15 protein-coding genes are annotated in these 15204 nt (G+C 60.8%); 9 read left to right on the top strand and 6 right to left on the bottom strand.

All coding sequences use genetic code 11. The features are described 5' to 3' along the window. Nucleotides 1–48: 48 nt before the first annotated feature. A complete protein-coding gene (locus tag VVR12_RS09805) occupies nucleotides 49–1242 on the bottom strand; it encodes an ROK family protein (RefSeq protein ID WP_368551059.1) in 1194 nt (397 codons plus the stop codon). Between the two features lie 176 nt (nucleotides 1243–1418). Here VVR12_RS09805 and VVR12_RS09800 point away from each other — a divergent pair, with 176 nt between their 5' ends. From VVR12_RS09800 to ilvA, 4 genes are all read left to right on the top strand, one after another. After that, nucleotides 1419–2297 (top strand): HAD family hydrolase, encoded by an 879-nt coding sequence (locus VVR12_RS09800; RefSeq protein WP_368551058.1) that lies wholly within the window; start codon nucleotides 1419–1421, stop codon nucleotides 2295–2297. Between the two features lie 114 nt (nucleotides 2298–2411). Continuing rightward, complete coding sequence (locus VVR12_RS09795) at nucleotides 2412–3347, top strand: Bax inhibitor-1/YccA family protein (RefSeq protein ID WP_368551057.1); 936 nt, start codon at nucleotides 2412–2414, stop codon at nucleotides 3345–3347. Between the two features lie 60 nt (nucleotides 3348–3407). Next, a complete protein-coding gene (locus VVR12_RS09790) occupies nucleotides 3408–4694 on the top strand; it encodes an AI-2E family transporter (RefSeq protein WP_368551056.1) in 1287 nt (428 codons plus the stop codon). A 334-nt stretch (nucleotides 4695–5028) separates the two neighbouring features. Next, on the top strand, nucleotides 5029–6282 hold the full coding sequence (ilvA, locus tag VVR12_RS09785) for a threonine ammonia-lyase (protein ID WP_368551055.1): 1254 nt from the start codon (nucleotides 5029–5031) through the stop codon (nucleotides 6280–6282). A gap of 130 nt (nucleotides 6283–6412) precedes the next feature. Here ilvA and greA read toward each other — a convergent pair whose 3' ends face one another. Both greA and VVR12_RS09775 read right to left on the bottom strand, forming a co-directional pair. Further along, a complete protein-coding gene (gene greA / locus VVR12_RS09780; protein WP_368551054.1) occupies nucleotides 6413–6913 on the bottom strand; it encodes a transcription elongation factor GreA in 501 nt (166 codons plus the stop codon). 153 nt (nucleotides 6914–7066) lie between these two features. Further along, nucleotides 7067–7480, bottom strand: coding sequence for a DUF4307 domain-containing protein (locus tag VVR12_RS09775; protein ID WP_368551053.1), 414 nt, complete (start codon nucleotides 7478–7480; stop codon nucleotides 7067–7069). Between the two features lie 235 nt (nucleotides 7481–7715). On the opposite strand from VVR12_RS09775, the gene mca reads away from it, so the two are divergent. After that, nucleotides 7716–8603: a mycothiol conjugate amidase Mca gene (mca, locus tag VVR12_RS09770; RefSeq protein WP_368551158.1), complete on the top strand. Its 888-nt coding sequence runs from the start codon at nucleotides 7716–7718 to the stop codon at nucleotides 8601–8603. Nucleotides 8604–8606: 3 nt separating this feature from the next. After that, the gene (locus VVR12_RS09765) at nucleotides 8607–8945 is read left to right on the top strand and encodes a hypothetical protein (RefSeq protein WP_368551052.1); all 339 of its coding nucleotides are present in this window, start codon (nucleotides 8607–8609) and stop codon (nucleotides 8943–8945) included. Nucleotides 8946–8972: 27 nt separating this feature from the next. Here the strand turns inward: VVR12_RS09765 and trhA are convergent, their stop codons facing one another. Continuing rightward, nucleotides 8973–9617 carry a PAQR family membrane homeostasis protein TrhA gene (gene trhA / locus VVR12_RS09760; RefSeq protein WP_368551051.1) on the bottom strand — a complete coding sequence of 215 codons (645 nt, stop codon included), beginning with the start codon at nucleotides 9615–9617 and terminating at the stop codon, nucleotides 8973–8975. Between the two features lie 260 nt (nucleotides 9618–9877). On the opposite strand from trhA, the gene VVR12_RS09755 reads away from it, so the two are divergent. From VVR12_RS09755 to VVR12_RS09745, 3 genes are read left to right on the top strand one after another with little or no spacing between them, the layout of a single operon-like run. Continuing rightward, the gene (locus VVR12_RS09755) at nucleotides 9878–10639 is read left to right on the top strand and encodes an isoprenyl transferase (RefSeq protein WP_368551050.1); all 762 of its coding nucleotides are present in this window, start codon (nucleotides 9878–9880) and stop codon (nucleotides 10637–10639) included. A gap of 2 nt (nucleotides 10640–10641) precedes the next feature. Next, nucleotides 10642–11160 (top strand): prepilin peptidase, encoded by a 519-nt coding sequence (locus VVR12_RS09750; RefSeq protein ID WP_368551049.1) that lies wholly within the window; start codon nucleotides 10642–10644, stop codon nucleotides 11158–11160. 30 nt (nucleotides 11161–11190) lie between these two features. Further along, nucleotides 11191–11679 carry an NUDIX domain-containing protein gene (locus VVR12_RS09745; protein ID WP_368551048.1) on the top strand — a complete coding sequence of 163 codons (489 nt, stop codon included), beginning with the start codon at nucleotides 11191–11193 and terminating at the stop codon, nucleotides 11677–11679. A gap of 12 nt (nucleotides 11680–11691) precedes the next feature. Here VVR12_RS09745 and VVR12_RS09740 read toward each other — a convergent pair whose 3' ends face one another. Next, nucleotides 11692–13440, bottom strand: a complete 1749-nt coding sequence (locus tag VVR12_RS09740) for a pyruvate dehydrogenase (protein WP_368551047.1) — start codon at nucleotides 13438–13440, stop codon at nucleotides 11692–11694. A 243-nt stretch (nucleotides 13441–13683) separates the two neighbouring features. Continuing rightward, the gene (locus tag VVR12_RS09735; protein WP_368551046.1) at nucleotides 13684–15093 is read right to left on the bottom strand and encodes a class II fumarate hydratase; all 1410 of its coding nucleotides are present in this window, start codon (nucleotides 15091–15093) and stop codon (nucleotides 13684–13686) included. Nucleotides 15094–15204 lie beyond the last annotated feature (111 nt).

The raw sequence follows: 15204 nt of genomic DNA, 5'->3' as shown, positions 1-15204 counted from the left end.
GGTGCACGGGCCCCTTACTGTGTTCAGAGTCTTGGGTGGAGGGGGAGCTTATTCCTCTGCCGAAACCTCATTCTCGATCTTCTCATGGTAGGCGGGAACCTTTTGTCCCGGCAGCACGAGCCCCATGCTGGCCAAGGCTAGCTGATGAGCACCGATGTACACGCCGTTGGTGGTCGCCTCGGGGCCATTGTTGCTGATATAGATCGAGGTCTCCGAGTAGGGGAGTTCATCTGTGATCAGGCGGTGCAGTAGCGCGGTGAATTCTTGGTGGGCGGTCATCGGACCGGTGAGCACCAGGGCGTCGGGATCGCTGAACGAGACGACGTTAACGATGGCCTCCACGATCGAATGGATGAACTCCTGTGAGTTCTTGGCCTCGGGGTTAGACATCACGCGCTCGAGGGTGGCGTCGATATTCAGGTAACCAAGTTCTCGGCCCACGGGGTCGTCTTCCAGTACCACGCCGTGTTCGCGGAAAATGCGGCTGAGTCGTTCGCCACGTACACGCAGTGCGCGCAGAGAACCGGCACGGCCGTGGGCACCGCGGTAGACCACCCCGTTGTTGCTCAGTGCCGATCCGATGTGGTTGCCCAGGTGAATCGTCAAGATATTTTCTTCGGAGCTTGCTACTCCGTGATGAACCTCGGAATGCAGGCTCCAGATCATGTGGCTGTCGACGTGTACCGGGCAGTCCAGCAAGCGGGTAAGTTCTCCGTAGAAATCGAGTGGCTTGCCCTCCAAGGTGGAGTCTTCGGGGAGAACGACCTGCTGGGTGCGCGGGTTGACGGTCGTGAGAACCGACATAGCACAGGCGAGGATCGGGCCGTTGGCATGAGGCAGAGTCTCCTGCACGGCCTCAAGCAGCGGGTCGATGGCAGTGTGGTCGGCGGTCCATTTGGTGGGGCGGATTTCTTCGTGGAGACAGGCACCGCGAAGATCATAGAGGTTCACCACGAAGCGGGCCAGTTCGGTGCGCATGGTGAGGATGCACCCGATGTCGGGCACTAGATCGTAGAGCTCGGGCACGCGGCCGCGGCGTCCTGTAGTGCCGGGCTCTTTGGTGAGCGCACGGATTACCCCGCGTTGCACGAGGCGAGAGGCCGCCTCGGACGCGGTGGGGCGGGAGAGCTTATGTTCGGCTGCAATGGTGGCGCGAGAGCTGGGGCCGTGCCGCAGAATGTGTGCGAAGAACAGCTTGTCGGACATGGGGGTTTGCACGGTGGGTTGGTGCGGGGAAAACATCGGTTCTCCGATCGAAGGTGCGCAATTGATGAAGTTAAAGTGTGATGAATAGAATAATTTTAGCTTTGAATAATTAATCCGCCAATTTACGTAACAAGTGTGTCAAATAATCCAATTCTCTCGTAGAGTCGAAGAAACGGCCTAGTAATGAGGCTGGAGGACGGAAAGGCACTCTGGTGACGCTCAAACTCATCGCCACCGATATGGACGGCACCCTGTTGACGGACGCCGATAAATCTTTCGACCGTGATCATTTTGACCGGTTGCTCACCCGCATGAATTCTGCGGGCGTGAAGTTTGTAATTGCAAGCGGTAACCAGTTAGAGAAACTACGTCAATATATGACAGGTTTCACCCATAGGGGCATCACCTATATTGCAGAAAATGGCGGGTACATTGCCGACGATGTCGAGGGTGACATTTTGATCTCGGGATTCAGCACCGCCATCGTTCACGAGATTATGGACGTTCTCGATGGTTTTCCGAGCGTGGGGTACATCGTCTCGGCCCATTCCGGGGCATACCTTCTTGAAGACCGCGCCGAACCGATCACCCAGCTGATTCGTGAACATCTGGATTTCATGGGTGCGGAGTTTCCGCGGGAGCTGGATTACAAGACCTTCATCAACCGCTTTTACCCTGGTACCCAGGTAATTCAGTCGCCGTCAGAGGTCAAAGATACCGTGATCAAGTTTGCGCTGCAGACCCGACGCCGCGATTTGGATACCGTTCTCAAGCAGCTCATCGAGGTGCTGCCTCGCCAGGTGGTTCCCGTCGCCTCGGGCTTCGGGTCTATCGACCTGGTCTCGCGCGGAGTGAATAAGGGTTCGGCGCTGAAGTGGTTCTGTGATCGCGAGGGCATCGATACCTCCGAGATGCTGGCCTTTGGCGACAACTCCAACGACCTTGAGATGTTGACGCTGGCGGGGGAGGGCGTTGCCGTGAGCAACGCGATCCCGGCGGTGCGTGCCGCTGCCGATACCGTAATCGGTTCCAACGAACAGGGTGCAGTACTGCACTACATTGAGCAGAAACTCGATGAGATGGGCGCGTAGGGGATTATCGGTTAGGCACCTGCTCACGCTGTGGGCTAAATAGCTATTCAACGGCGTTCATCTCAGATAACCTAGACCAAATATCCCTTAACACTCGTGAGGAGTTCGAGGCCCTTGGCAGGTAACCCACTCGTCCAGTCCATTGTTAACAACGAAAAGCGTGATTCGCGATTCGGCCAGTTCGGTGCCGGTGGCGCGTACGCCGGTCAGGCTCAGTATGGCCAGCAGGCCTACGGTCAGCCCGGTTATGGCCAGGCCCAGTATGGTCAGCAGGCCTACGGTCAGCCCGGTTACGGTCAGACTCAGTACGGGCAAACCCCGTACGGCCAGCCCAGCACCGAGCAATTGAATCAGATGTATAACTCGCCCAGTGCCTCCCCGATGCAGACGGGACAGCTGACCATCAACGACGTCATCGTCAAGACCGCCCTGAACCTGGGCCTGGTCGTCCTGGGCGCCCTGGCAGGCTGGTTTATCCCGGCCCTGATGTTCCTCGGATTCATTGGTGCCCTTGTTCTAGGCCTGACAAATTCTTTTAAGCGTAAAGTTTCGCCCGTGTTGGTGATGGGTTATTCGCTGTTCGAGGGCTTCTTGCTGGGTGGTTTCTCCATGATGATGGAGTCGCTGTACCCCGGTATCGTCTCCCAGGCTGTTCTCGGTACCCTGATCGTCTTCGCGACCGTCCTGGTGCTCTTCCGCTCCGGCAAGGTACGTGCAACCCCTAAGGCCACCAAGATCTTCATGGTCGCCATGATCTCTTACCTGATCTTCTGCCTGGCAAACCTTGGCCTAGCGCTCTTCACCGGCACGAACATGCGTACCATGGAAGTCGCCGGTTTCCCGCTGGGTCTAATCATCGGCTTGCTCGCTATCGTGATGGCTTCTTATTCGCTGGTGCTCGATTTCACCAACGTTTCTGAGGCAGTTCGATACGGCGCTCCCGAGCGTGAATCCTGGCGTCTGGCCTTCGGTCTCATCGTGACCTTGGTCTGGCTCTACATCGAAATCTTGCGAATCCTCTCGATTATTCGCGCCATGTCCGACGACTAACAGCACTCCTCATCTCATATCACACGAATGGCTCATGGTCTCTATGTCAGAATGGAGATCATGAGCCAACTTAGTACTCAAGACAAGGTCCCTTTGACCTCCGATAATTCTTATACTTCTTCCCGTCTCCGCCTTCCTTTCGCCCTGCATGCCGGTGCCGAATGGGGTTGGCGCTTTCTCGTTATCGTCGCCGCGGCGTACTGCCTGTGGTGGGGCCTGTCCAAGGTTTCCCTGATCATCGTCAGTGTCGCAGTGGCTGCTCTGCTCGCCGGCCTCATCTCGCCGGTGGTGTACTTCCTGCGTAAGCACAAGGTCCGTGCCGGTCTGGCCACCGCCATCACCGAGATCGGCCTCATCCTTATTGTGCTGGGTCTCTTCGCGCTCGTCGGCCAGCAGCTGGTCTCCGGCATCAGCGCCCTCTCCGAGCAAATCATGCAGGGCTACACCAAGCTCCTCGGTATGCTGCCGCCGGAACTGGTCTCCGGTAGCCAGGCCGAGCAATACCTCAACAAGGCCACCTCGTGGGCTCAGGATAACTCAAACAAAATCGTTTCCGGTGTGGCCACCTTCGGCGCCACCGCCGGTGACGTCTTGACCGGCACCCTGATCACCCTCTTCACCCTGATCTTCTTCCTCATGGAGGGCGAGCGCATCTGGCTCTTCCTCGTCAAGCTCTTTCCCCGCGAAGCTCGTCCCGCCGTCAACGGTGCAGGACGCCGCGGTTGGCATTCGCTGGTCTCCTACGTTCGCGTACAGGTGCTGGTCGCCGCAATCGACGCCCTCGGCATCGGCCTGGCTGCGTTCTTCTTGAAGGTCCCCCTGGCTCTGCCGCTGGCGGTGCTGGTGTTCTTGGCCTCCTTCATCCCCGTCGTCGGTGCGGTAGCATCGGGCATGATCGCGGCCCTGTTGGCCCTGGTGGCCAATGGCCCGGTCAACGCGTTGCTCATGCTCGGTGCGGTGATCCTGGTGCAACAAATCGAGTCGAATATCTTACAGCCGTTGGTGATGGGTAAGGCAGTCTCCCTGCACCCCCTGGCGGTCTTGCTCGCGGTGGCCATCGGCTCGATGCTCTTCGGCGTCATCGGTGCGCTGTTCGCTGTGCCTGTTTTGGCGGTCATGAACACGGTCACCCGGTATCTCGCCGATCGCACCTGGGAGACCGACTCTGGTATTCGTACCGAAGAGTTCCTCTACCCGCACGAAGTCGAACGTAAGAAAAAGAAGGCTATTGCTTCGCAGATCAAGGAACGCCTCGAACGTGCTAAGGAAAACCGCAAGCACGGCGTTGAAGAGCAGGAATCCCTGGAGGCTCCCCGCTCGGGTGCCGGATCTATCTCTCCGAAGTAGCATCGGGGGTTTGACTGGGAGGCTCTGCCCGGGTTTCTAGAGACATCGTTGAGGCTATGCCTGGCGACGAAGCAACCTAGATCATCGACCGCGGATGTTTCGACATGACCGTCTATGTACGGGTATGTTGAGACATCTGCGGTCGTCTTATATGTGATGACCAGACCCAATAACCCCTCACGGTATCTCGCACTACGAGAAGGCCGAGAAGCCGGAGGGGACATATCGCAGGCTCGCTTGTATCCTCGAAAGACAAGAAAGAATGAAAGGGATATCACCGTGACGGTGGTGTTCCCCGCTCACCTGTGCGGACTCACGAGAGAAGGGGCATTTAGTGTCGACCAACCTCACCCAGCTTCCGGTGCACTTGCACAACATCGAAGAAGCCGCAGAGTTGCTTGCCCCCATTATTGAGAAAACGCAGGTGGAACACTCACGTGCGCTGAGCGAGCAACTCGGTTCCGAAGTCTTTCTCAAGTGTGAGAACCTGCAGCGTTCCGGTTCGTTCAAGGTGCGTGGCGCGTATGTGCGCATGGCCAAGCTGAGCGAGACAGAGAAGGCACGGGGCGTGGTGGCGGCCTCGGCGGGTAACCACGCCCAGGGTGTGGCGCTGGCGGCGGCGTCCTTGGGTATCAAGGCGCGGATCTACATGCCGCTGGGTGCGGCACTACCTAAGATCGCGGCAACCCGCTCGCGGGGAGCGGAGGTCGTGCTGCACGGGGTAACCGTGGACGAGGCGCTGGCTGAGGCCAAGCGCTACGCCGACGAGACCGGGGCGGTCTTCGTGCACCCCTTCGATAACCCCGACATCATCATGGGTCAGGGCACCATCGGCCTGGAGATCCTCGAACAGGTACCCGAGGTAGACACCATCATCGCCGGCGTGGGCGGCGGCGGTCTGCTGGCGGGTATCGCCGTGGCCGTGCGCGGTATGGAGGCCAAGACCGGGCGGAAGATCCGCATCATCGGTGTGCAGGCGGAAAACGCCGCGGCCTACCCGCCCTCGCTGGCGGCCGACGCGTTGGTGCCTCTGCAACGAGTCTCGACGATCGCAGACGGCATCGCGGTGGGTCGACCCGGGCAGTTGCCGTTCTCGATCATCAAGCAGCTGGTCGACGACGTGCACACCGTCACCGAGGACGACATCGCCCGCGCGCTGATCTTCCTCATGGAGCGCAACAAGCTGGTGGTGGAACCGGCCGGGTCGGTGCCGGTGGCCGCAGTCATGGACGCGGCGCTCCAGGAGACCTACGGGGATCTCGGGACCACTGTGTGCGTGTTGTCCGGTGGCAACATCGACCCGATGCTGATGCTCAAGGTGATCCAGCGCGGCCTTTCGGCGGCCGGGCGTTATCTGACTATTAAGATGATGCTGACCGACCGCCCCGGTGAGCTGACTACGATCTCCTCGATCATCTCTTCACTTGACGCCAACGTGACCGGCGTGGATCACACCCGCGTGGGTGGCGCGCTGTCGATGGGTGACGTCTCGATCACCATCGACATGGAGACCAAGGGATCCGAGCACTGTCAGCAGGTGCTCGCCGCGCTCCAGGACGCCGGGTACGAGCCGATCGTCGTCTACTAGGAAAACCCGCGCCAGTCCCGCAAAGAATAACCCCGGTCGGGAAAACCCAGCCCACAGGGCTGAAAAGAGCGAAGCGGCCGCGTCCTCATTGAAGAGGATGCGGCCGCCTGCGCAGTCGGGGAAAGCCGGATTAGCCGGAGAAGGGCTTGGCTTCCTTGATCTTGACCTTGATGGTCTTGCCGTTGGGGGCTTCGTAGGAGACATCGTCGCCGACCTTGTGGCCGTTGATGGCTTCACCCATGGGGGACTTCTCGGAGAAGACCTGCAGGTCGGAGTCACCGACCAGCGATTCTGCAACCTCGCGCGAACCCAGCAGGAACTTCATGTCCTTACCAGCGATGGAGGCTTCCACGACCATACCGGGCTCGACAACGCCGTCGTCCTTGAGGTTTTCACCGACCTGAGCGTTCTCCAGCAGTGCCTTCAGCTGAGCGATGCGGCCCTCATTCTTGCCCTGCTCCTCGCGCGCTGCGTGGTAACCGCCGTTCTCCTTGAGGTCACCCTCGTCGCGGGCGGCGGAGATACGGTCGATGATTTCCTGGCGGTATTCGCCGGCCAGGTAATCCAGCTCTTTCTGCAGGCGGTCGTAGGCCTCTTGGGTCAGCCAGGCACCCGTGGTTTCTTCAGTCATGCTTTCTCCTTGATCGTTGGGGCGTCGTTCGCCAACGCCTCGGGATAAAACTAAAACACCGACCCGTGAGCCGGTGCATAATTAGCATCAATTGTACGTGTGCTGATGATGAATGCCTAATGTTCTCAGGGGAAAACGGCGGAAAATCAGTAGTTAACGTCTCGTCCAACAGTTGTCTACGGTGACCGCATTGGCGGTCTCGGTGGTCCGAAAACTCTCGCGGACCTCCATCACCTGGGTACCGCCGGCAGTTGCGGAGGATGCCGGGATGGTGATCTCTTTCCAGCCCACCGGGGCGCCGGCGTCGTTGAGGGCCTTCACCGCGCAGACCGCCGTTGAATCCGGGGCCTTGACGACCTCGAATGAGATGGCGACCTGGTCGGCGTTGAGAATCTGGTGACCGGTGTCTTTGAACTCCGGGGCGGCGTCGAACTGATCGCGTTGCACCCAGATGCCGAAGAAAATAGCCAGGACGATCCCTGCGGCGGCCAACGCCACCCAGACCCAGCGGGGCAGGGGCGGCCGCTGTGACGTGCGACCGTAACGCGAATCAAGGGAATCGCTCACTGGTTCTCGATTCATAGTAGTTAATATCGATGTAAAGTATTAAAGGAGATGCCGGTAAACTGGTCACCGTCTGATCCACCCGGTCAAGGGCTCTTACTCTGCAGCCCTTTAACTGTACCGAATGAGGAGTCTAAGAATCTACGTGAGCCAAGATCACACTGCATTCCAGCCCGCCACCGAAGCCCATCTCAACGAAGCTGCCGAACCGGCGCGCCTTGCAGACGACTACACCGGTTTGCGGATTCTGGCCGTGCACGCCCACCCTGACGACGAGTCCTCCAAGGGTGCGGCGACGATGGCAGCCTACGCGGCCCGTGGCGCCCGCGTCATGGTTGCCTCTATGACCGGTGGGCAGCGCGGCGACGTCCTGAACCTCGAGGTGCAAGAAAACCCGGCCGCATTCCGCGATCTGCCGGGGCTGCGTCGCAAAGAGATGGCCGCGGCACAAGAGATCTTGGGTATCGAACACCGGTGGATCGGTTTCGTGGACTCGGGCCTGCCCGAGGGCGATCCGTTGCCCCCGCTGCCCTGGGGTAGCTTCGCCACGCTGTCGCTAAAACGCGCTGCCGCGCCGCTGATCCGCCTGGTGCGTGAGTTCAAGCCGCAGGTCATCATCTCTTACGACGAAAACGGCGGGTACCCGCACCCCGATCACATTATGAGCCACAAGGTGGCCGTGGAGGCCTTCGAGAAGGCCGGCGACCCGAACGCCTACCCGGGTGAGGGCGAGCCTTATACCCCGGCGAAGTTGTACTACGACCGCGCATTCAACCCCGAGCGCATGGGGGCGTTCCACCAGTATCTGCTGGACGCCGGGCTCGAGTCTCCCTTCGCGCGCTTCATCGCGATGGCGCAGGAGTCTGACGAGGGGCACATGCCGCCGGTGTCTCGCCACGAAACCACTACCCGCATCCCCTGCGCAGAGTACTTCGACACCCGTGACCGCGCCCTGCTGGCGCACGCCTCGCAGGTGGCCCCGACCGACATGTTCTTTGCCGTCTCCGCTGAGACGCAACGCCGCATCTGGCCGCACGAAGATTACACACTCATTTCTTCTCGGGTAGAATCTGCTGTGCCCGAGACCGATTTGGCGAACGGGTTAGACCTCAGCCAGGAAGCCTAAAAAATGATGCTGGAAACACTTCTCGTCAACGTCAACACCGCGGCGATCATCTTAGCCGACATCACCCCCACGCCCACGCCGACCCAGTTCGCTAAGGACGGCACCCCGTTGGGCTCCCCGGGCTTCCTCGGCTTTGTTTGTTTCTTCATCCTGGCAGTGGCCGTGATCTTCTTGATGCTCGATATGAACCGCCGCGCGCGGCGCATGCGCTATCGCAATGAATACGCGATGGCGCGCGAGGCTGAGGAACGCGCGGCACGGGTCAACGATCCGGCCGTGGCCTCGGTGGCGGATCCGATCGACCAGACCTCCCCGCGTTCGGTGGCAGACCGAGCGCACTAGGCTCATCCCCACCCAACGTTGCCGGCGCTAAGCGTTGATCGCGAATACTACCGCGATGAAGTGCAACACGAAGCCGATCACCGTGCAGACGTGGAAAAGCTCGTGGAAGCCGAAGTGAGTCGGTTTCAGGTGCGGACGCTTGGTGCCGTAGAACACCGCACCGATGATGTAGGCCGCGCCGCCGGCGGCGATCAGCACGGTCGCTACGGGGGAGACCTGCCAAAAATCCCCGAGATAGAACACCGCCATCAACCCCATCACCACGTAAATCGGGGTGTAAAGCCAACGCGGGGCGTGCGTCCAGAACACACGGAAGACGACCACCGCAAGCGCGCAACCCCAAATTGTGTAGAGCAGGATCTGCTGTTGCGTGCCCTGTAACAACGCCATGGCGATTGGCGTGTAGGTGCCTGCGATGACCAGGGCAATGTTGGTGTGGTCGAGGCGTTTGAAGAAAAGGTTGAGCCGCCGCGGCCAATAGGCGCGGTGATACATTCCCGAGACGCCGAAAAGTAGCACGCCGGTCAACGCAAAAATGGCGCAGGCCAGTCCCATCGCGCCGCCACCCGAGATGACGATTAAGACGATCCCAGCGACGAATACCAGCGGCGCGAAGCAGGCGTGAATCCAGCCGCGCATGAGCGGTTTCTTCTCTACAGACGCGGTCGCCATGTCCCTCCTAAGGCTGTACACTCGGTGCGGCGATTCGGGAAATATCGCCACTTCACATCGTAGGGGGATTTCTTCAATGTGAGTATCTTTGGCGTCAAAAATGACGCACCGATTCAGATTTGTGGGGTACTTGGGTACCTCCGTAGGTTCCCCAAAGTGCAGAAAACGGCGGTACGATGATAAAACGTCGCAAGACAGCTGACGGTCGAACGTAAGGGGCCCGAAGCGCCGTAGCCGATCGACCGAGGAGCATCCATCACGTGAAAATCTCGCAGCCCCTCTACACCGTGTACGAAAAGACCTTGGCTGGCGCTATCCCTCACGACAAACTACCGGCACACGTCGGTGTGCTGATGGACGGTAACCGTCGCTGGGCTGCGCAACTGGGGGAACCCACGCGGCATGGTCATCAGGCCGGCGCCGAGCGCGTAGTTGAATTCTTGGGGTGGTGTCGAGAACTCACCATCCCGATGGTCACCCTCTATATGCTTTCAACCGAAAACCTCAAACGCCCCGCCGCCGAATTGAGGGACCTCTTGGAGGTTATTGAGAATCTCATCCGTTCGCTGGCGCAAGCGCAGGTGGCAAGGGTTCGCCCCGTCGGCAACCTCGGCATTCTGCCCGAGTCCCTGGCCCAGGCCCTGGAGAAGGCTGTGGCGGCCACCGAACATATTGACGACGTGCAGGTCAACATCGCGGTCGGTTACGGCGGCCGCCAAGAAATCGTGGACGCGATGCGCGAGATGATCTACGAGGCCCTCGACTCCGGGGCCGACCTGCGTGAGCTCGCCGATAACCTGCAGATCGCCGACGTCGACCGTTACCTTTACACCCGCGGCCTGCCCGACCCCGACCTACTGATCCGCACCTCGGGGGAGCAGCGGCTTTCCGGGTTCTTGACCTGGCAGTCGGCCTACTCGGAGTTCTATTTCTGCGAATCGCTCTGGCCCGATTTCCGCCGGGTTGACTTCCTGCGCGCTCTGCGCGACTACGCCAGCCGACAGCGTCGCTTCGGGTCGTAACCATGCTGGGCCGGATCCTGGATTTCGCGGCCGCCGGGACGGCAACCGGCTGGGTCTGCGCGGGGTTGCTGACGCTGGCGTCCGCGATCTTTCTGGTAGCGGCGGCGGTACTGACCCGCATCGACATCGCCGAACACCGCCTGCCCGACAAAATCGTGCTACCCCTTTACGCGGCGGTAGGGTTACCCATCTGGACGGTGCTGTTTCTACACCACGACCTGGCCGGGATGCGACAGACCGCCTATGCCTGCGTCTTCTTGGGCGGTTGCTACTGGGTGCTACGCTGGGCATCGCGCGGTGCGCTGGGGATGGGCGACGTCAAACTGGCCGGGGTGATCGGGCTGATCTGCGGGTATCTCTCCCCGATGAACATCCTCTGGGCCACCCTCATCGCGTTTGTCACCGGGGGAGTGGTCTCGTTGGCGCTGATCATGTTCCGCCGCGCTCGCGCCTCGACCCACATCGCTTTCGGCCCGTTCATGCTTCTCGGCGCGGTGATCGCGCTGATTTTTCCCGTCTAACAGGCTCACCAGCACGAAAGGATCTCGTTCATGCCTACGCCTCCGTACATCCTCTCCCTGCGCGAGAAGATCGGCCACGACATGCTCTGGCTCTCCGGCGCTACCGCGGTGATTCAGCGCGAGTCCGACGGCAAGTTCTTGCTCGTGCGCCGCTCAGATAACGGGATGTGGACGCCGATCACCGGCATCGTTGACCCCGGAGAGAACCCCGCGCTCACGGCCCGCCGGGAGGCCCTGGAGGAGGCCGGCGTGGAGATCGAGGTGGTGGCCCTGGCCCAGCTCAAGGTGGACCCACCGAAGACCTTTGAGAACGGGGACCAATGCCAGTTTCTCGACCACACCTTCTACTGTCGCTGGGTCTCGGGGGAGGCAAAGGTCAGCGATGAAGAGTCCAGCCAGGTGCGCTGGGTCTCGCTCGAGGAAATCCAAGAGCTCTGCAACGAAAGAATGCGGGACCGGTTTGATGCCGCTATCGACTATCAAACCGGTACCCGCTTCGGTTTCGAAGAGGTGCACTGACCTCTTAGCGTGTTAGAACTGGCGCCACGCGCTGGCGTTGCGCAGGTTCGAACGTGCCATGGCCACGGTCTCTGCCGCACCGCGGTTCAGCGCGATCTTCGACAGCGAGGTGGCGAAGCCAACGATCTGGCTGGCCTCGACCTCCGGCGGCATGGACAGCGCATTGGGGTCGGTGATGACCTCAACCAGCGAGGGACCGTTGTGCTTCAGTGCCTTCTCATAGGCCGCCTTGAGCTGCTTCGGCTTCTCCACGCGCTGCGCCTGGAAACCGGCGGCGGTGGCGATCTCGGCGTAGTTGACCAGCGGGACGTCCACGCCGTAATCCTCGAAGCCCTGCACCAGCTGCTCGAGCTTGACCATGCCCAAGGTCGAGTTGTTGAACACGACAATGGTCAGCGGCAGGTTGTACATGGAGGCGGTGAGGATGTCACCGAGCATCATCGACAGGCCGCCGTCGCCGGAGACCGAGATGACCTGACGATCGGGGTGCGAGAACTGGGCACCGAGCGCCATCGGCATGGCGTTGGCCATCGAACCGTGCAGGAACGAACCGAGCAGTCGACGCTTGCCGTTGGGGGTGATGTAACGGGCGGTCCACACGTTGCACATACCGGTATCGGCGGTGAAGATGGCGTCTTCTGCTGCGACCTCATCCAGGATGGCGGTGGCGTACTCGGGGTGGATCTTGCCGCGGGTCGGCTTCTTAGAGTAGGCGCCGACCACCTTGTTCATGATGGTCTCGTTCTTCTTCAGCAGCTTCTTCAAGAAGCGGCGGTTGGTCTTGCGCTCAACCAGCGGCAAGAGGGCCTCAAGGGTGGCCTTGACGTCTGCCTCAACCAGCAGATCCACGTTGGTGCGGCGTCCCAGCACCTCACCGGCGCGGTCAATCTGGATGGTCTGCACGTCGGGCAGGAACTGGTCGTAGGGGAAGTCGGTGCCGAGCAGAAGCATGAGGTCGGATTCCTTCATGCCCTCGGCGGCCTCTCCGTAACCCAGCAGGCCGGTCATGCCCACATCGAAGGGGTTGTCGTACTGGATGAACTCTTTACCGCGCATCGAGTGACCGATGGGGGCCGCGGCGGCGTCTGCCAGGGCGATCACTTCGTCGTGGGCACCGGCAACACCGGCACCGGCGAAGATCGAGACCTTATCGGCCTTGTTGATGCGGTCGGCGATTTCCTGCACGGTCGCGGCGTCGGGGGTCTTCACGCCGGCGCGGTGGTCGCCCCAGGCGGGGACGTGGTCCACGGCGTCTTGGGCAGCGATGTCACCGGGGATGGTCACCACGGCTACACCGCGGAGGGTGGTGGCGTGGCGCATACCCGAGTTGATGATGCGCAGGGTCTGGTGGGCGGAGACAGCCATCTCGTTGTAGACCGAGCAGTCTTCGAAGATGCGCTCGGGGTGGGTCTCCTGGAAGTAGCTAGTGCCGATCTGCTCGGAAGGAATGTGGGAGGCGATCGCCAACACGGGAGCGTGGGAGCGGTTGGCATCGTAGAGGCCATTGATGAGGTGGGTGTTACCCGGGCCGCAGGAACCGGCGCAGACGGCGAGCTCGCCGGTCATCTGTGCCTCGGCACCGGCGGCGAAAGCTGCCGATTCCTCGTGGCGTACGTGTACCCAGTCGATGCCGCCCTGAGCGGAACCACCCGAGGCGCGTACGGCGTCCACGATGGGGTTCAGCGAGTCGCCCACCACGCCATAGATGCGTTTGACGCCGGCTTCGGCGAGCTGCTGAATGATCTGCTCTGCGAGCTTCATATCTCTCCTTAGAGTTTCCAGCACACTGGATGAATATGTGCCATATGAGGAATCTTTAGTAAGCATACTCCTGAGTTCAGGTGAATCTACCCCTAACTCCTGATGCCGCTGGTGAGGTTTATCGCAGACCCCATAGACGCGTGCCACCCCGGTCCAACGCCCCGAGTACAACAGCGCACCGAGGGATGAAACGTGATCTTTCAACCCTCGGTGCTGCTGTAATGAATGGATGTGTGACTATTCCTAGGAGTAGTTGCCCAGCATGGTGGTCACGTCCAGAGCCTTATCCAGCTGCTCCTCGGTGACCTCGCCGCGCTCAACGTAACCCAGGGCCACGACTGCCTCGCGCACGGTGACCTTGTTGGCTACCGAGTACTTGGCGATCTTCGCCGCTGCCTCATAGCCGATGAGCTTGTTCATCGGGGTCACGGTCGAGGGGGAGGCCTCGGCCAAGAAGCGGGCGCGCTCCACATTAGCCTCCAGGCCGTCGATCATCTTGTCGGCCATCACGCGAGAGGAGTTGGCTAGCAGACGGATCGACTGCAACAGGTTGGCTGCCATGACGGGGATGCCCACGTTCAGCTCGAAGGCGCCGTTGGTGGAGGAGAGCGCGATAGTGGTGTCGTTGCCGATGACCTGCGCGGCTACCTGAATCACGGCCTCGCAGATCACGGGGTTGACCTTGCCCGGCATGATGGACGAACCCGGCTGCAGGTCGGGGATGTGTAGCTCGCCCAGGCCGGTGTTGGGGCCGGATCCCATCCAGCGGATGTCGTTGCAGATCTTCATCAGGCCGTAGGCGATGTTGCGCAACTGGCCCGAGGCCTCGATCAGACCGTCACGGTTGGCCTGAGCCTCGAAGTGGTTGCGTGCCTCGGTCAGCGGCAGGCCGGTTTCTTCGGCAAGCAACTCGATGACGCGAGCCGAGAAGCCCTCGGGGGTGTTGATGCCGGTGCCCACCGCGGTTCCACCCAGGGGAACCTCGGCCACGCGCGGCAAGGACGCCTCGATACGCTCGATGCCGTAGCGCACCTGAGCGGCGTACCCGCCGAATTCCTGACCCAGGGTCACCGGGGTAGCGTCCATCAGGTGGGTGCGGCCGGACTTCACCACGTCCTTGAACTCCTCGGCCTTCTTCTCCAGCGAAGTGGCCAGGTAGTCCAGGGCGGGCTTGAGGTCATTGATCAGTGCGGAGGTCGCGGCTACGTGCACCGAGGTGGGGAAGACGTCGTTGGAGGACTGCGAGGCGTTGACGTGGTCGTTCGGGTGAACCTCGACGTCCTTGCCTTCGAGCTCCTTGTTCGCCAAGGTGGCCAGCACCTCGTTGGTGTTCATGTTCGACGAGGTACCTGATCCGGTCTGGAAGACGTCGATGGGGAAGTGCTCGTCGTATTCACCAGTAGCAACCTTATCCGCGGCGGTGCGGATGGCTGCGGCGCGCTCGGCGTCGAGAACCTTGAGCTCCTCGTTGGCGGTGGCGGCGGCCTTCTTGATCAGCGCCAGGGCCTTGATGTGGGCCGACTCCAGCGTCTGACCCGAGATCGGGAAGTTCTCCACGGCACGCTGAGTCTGTGCACGGTAGAGGGCGTTCGCGGGCACGCGAACCTCGCCCATGGTGTCGTGTTCGATACGGTATTCAGTGTTATCTGCCATACTTCAAATCTTAGACCCGAGACCCGAGCCAGGCAGAACCGTCGCGGGGGTGAATCACAAGATTAAGTATTTTTTACCCGAACTCCACCGCGCGCCGAGATCTCACTATGC

Source organism: Rothia sp. LK2588 (assembly GCF_040946465.1).
Classification (GTDB): Bacteria; Actinomycetota; Actinomycetes; order Actinomycetales; family Micrococcaceae; genus Rothia.
This window is presented reverse-complemented; position numbering and strand designations above follow the sequence as displayed.

Bases quoted from the DNA above. Each gene is read 5' to 3' on its own strand.
- trhA (WP_368551051.1), bottom strand. From the start codon at position 9,617: ATGGCGACCGCGTCTGTAGAGAAGAAACCGCTCATGCGCGGCTGGATT.
- VVR12_RS09750 (WP_368551049.1), top strand. From the start codon at position 10,642: ATGCTGGGCCGGATCCTGGATTTCGCGGCCGCCGGGACGGCAACCGGC.
- greA (WP_368551054.1), bottom strand. From the start codon at position 6,913: ATGACTGAAGAAACCACGGGTGCCTGGCTGACCCAAGAGGCCTACGAC.
- VVR12_RS09805 (WP_368551059.1), bottom strand. From the start codon at position 1,242: ATGTTTTCCCCGCACCAACCCACCGTGCAAACCCCCATGTCCGACAAG.
- VVR12_RS09745 (WP_368551048.1), top strand. From the start codon at position 11,191: ATGCCTACGCCTCCGTACATCCTCTCCCTGCGCGAGAAGATCGGCCAC.
- VVR12_RS09790 (WP_368551056.1), top strand. From the start codon at position 3,408: ATGAGCCAACTTAGTACTCAAGACAAGGTCCCTTTGACCTCCGATAAT.
- VVR12_RS09735 (WP_368551046.1), bottom strand. From the start codon at position 15,093: ATGGCAGATAACACTGAATACCGTATCGAACACGACACCATGGGCGAG.
- VVR12_RS09765 (WP_368551052.1), top strand. From the start codon at position 8,607: ATGATGCTGGAAACACTTCTCGTCAACGTCAACACCGCGGCGATCATC.
- VVR12_RS09740 (WP_368551047.1), bottom strand. From the start codon at position 13,440: ATGAAGCTCGCAGAGCAGATCATTCAGCAGCTCGCCGAAGCCGGCGTC.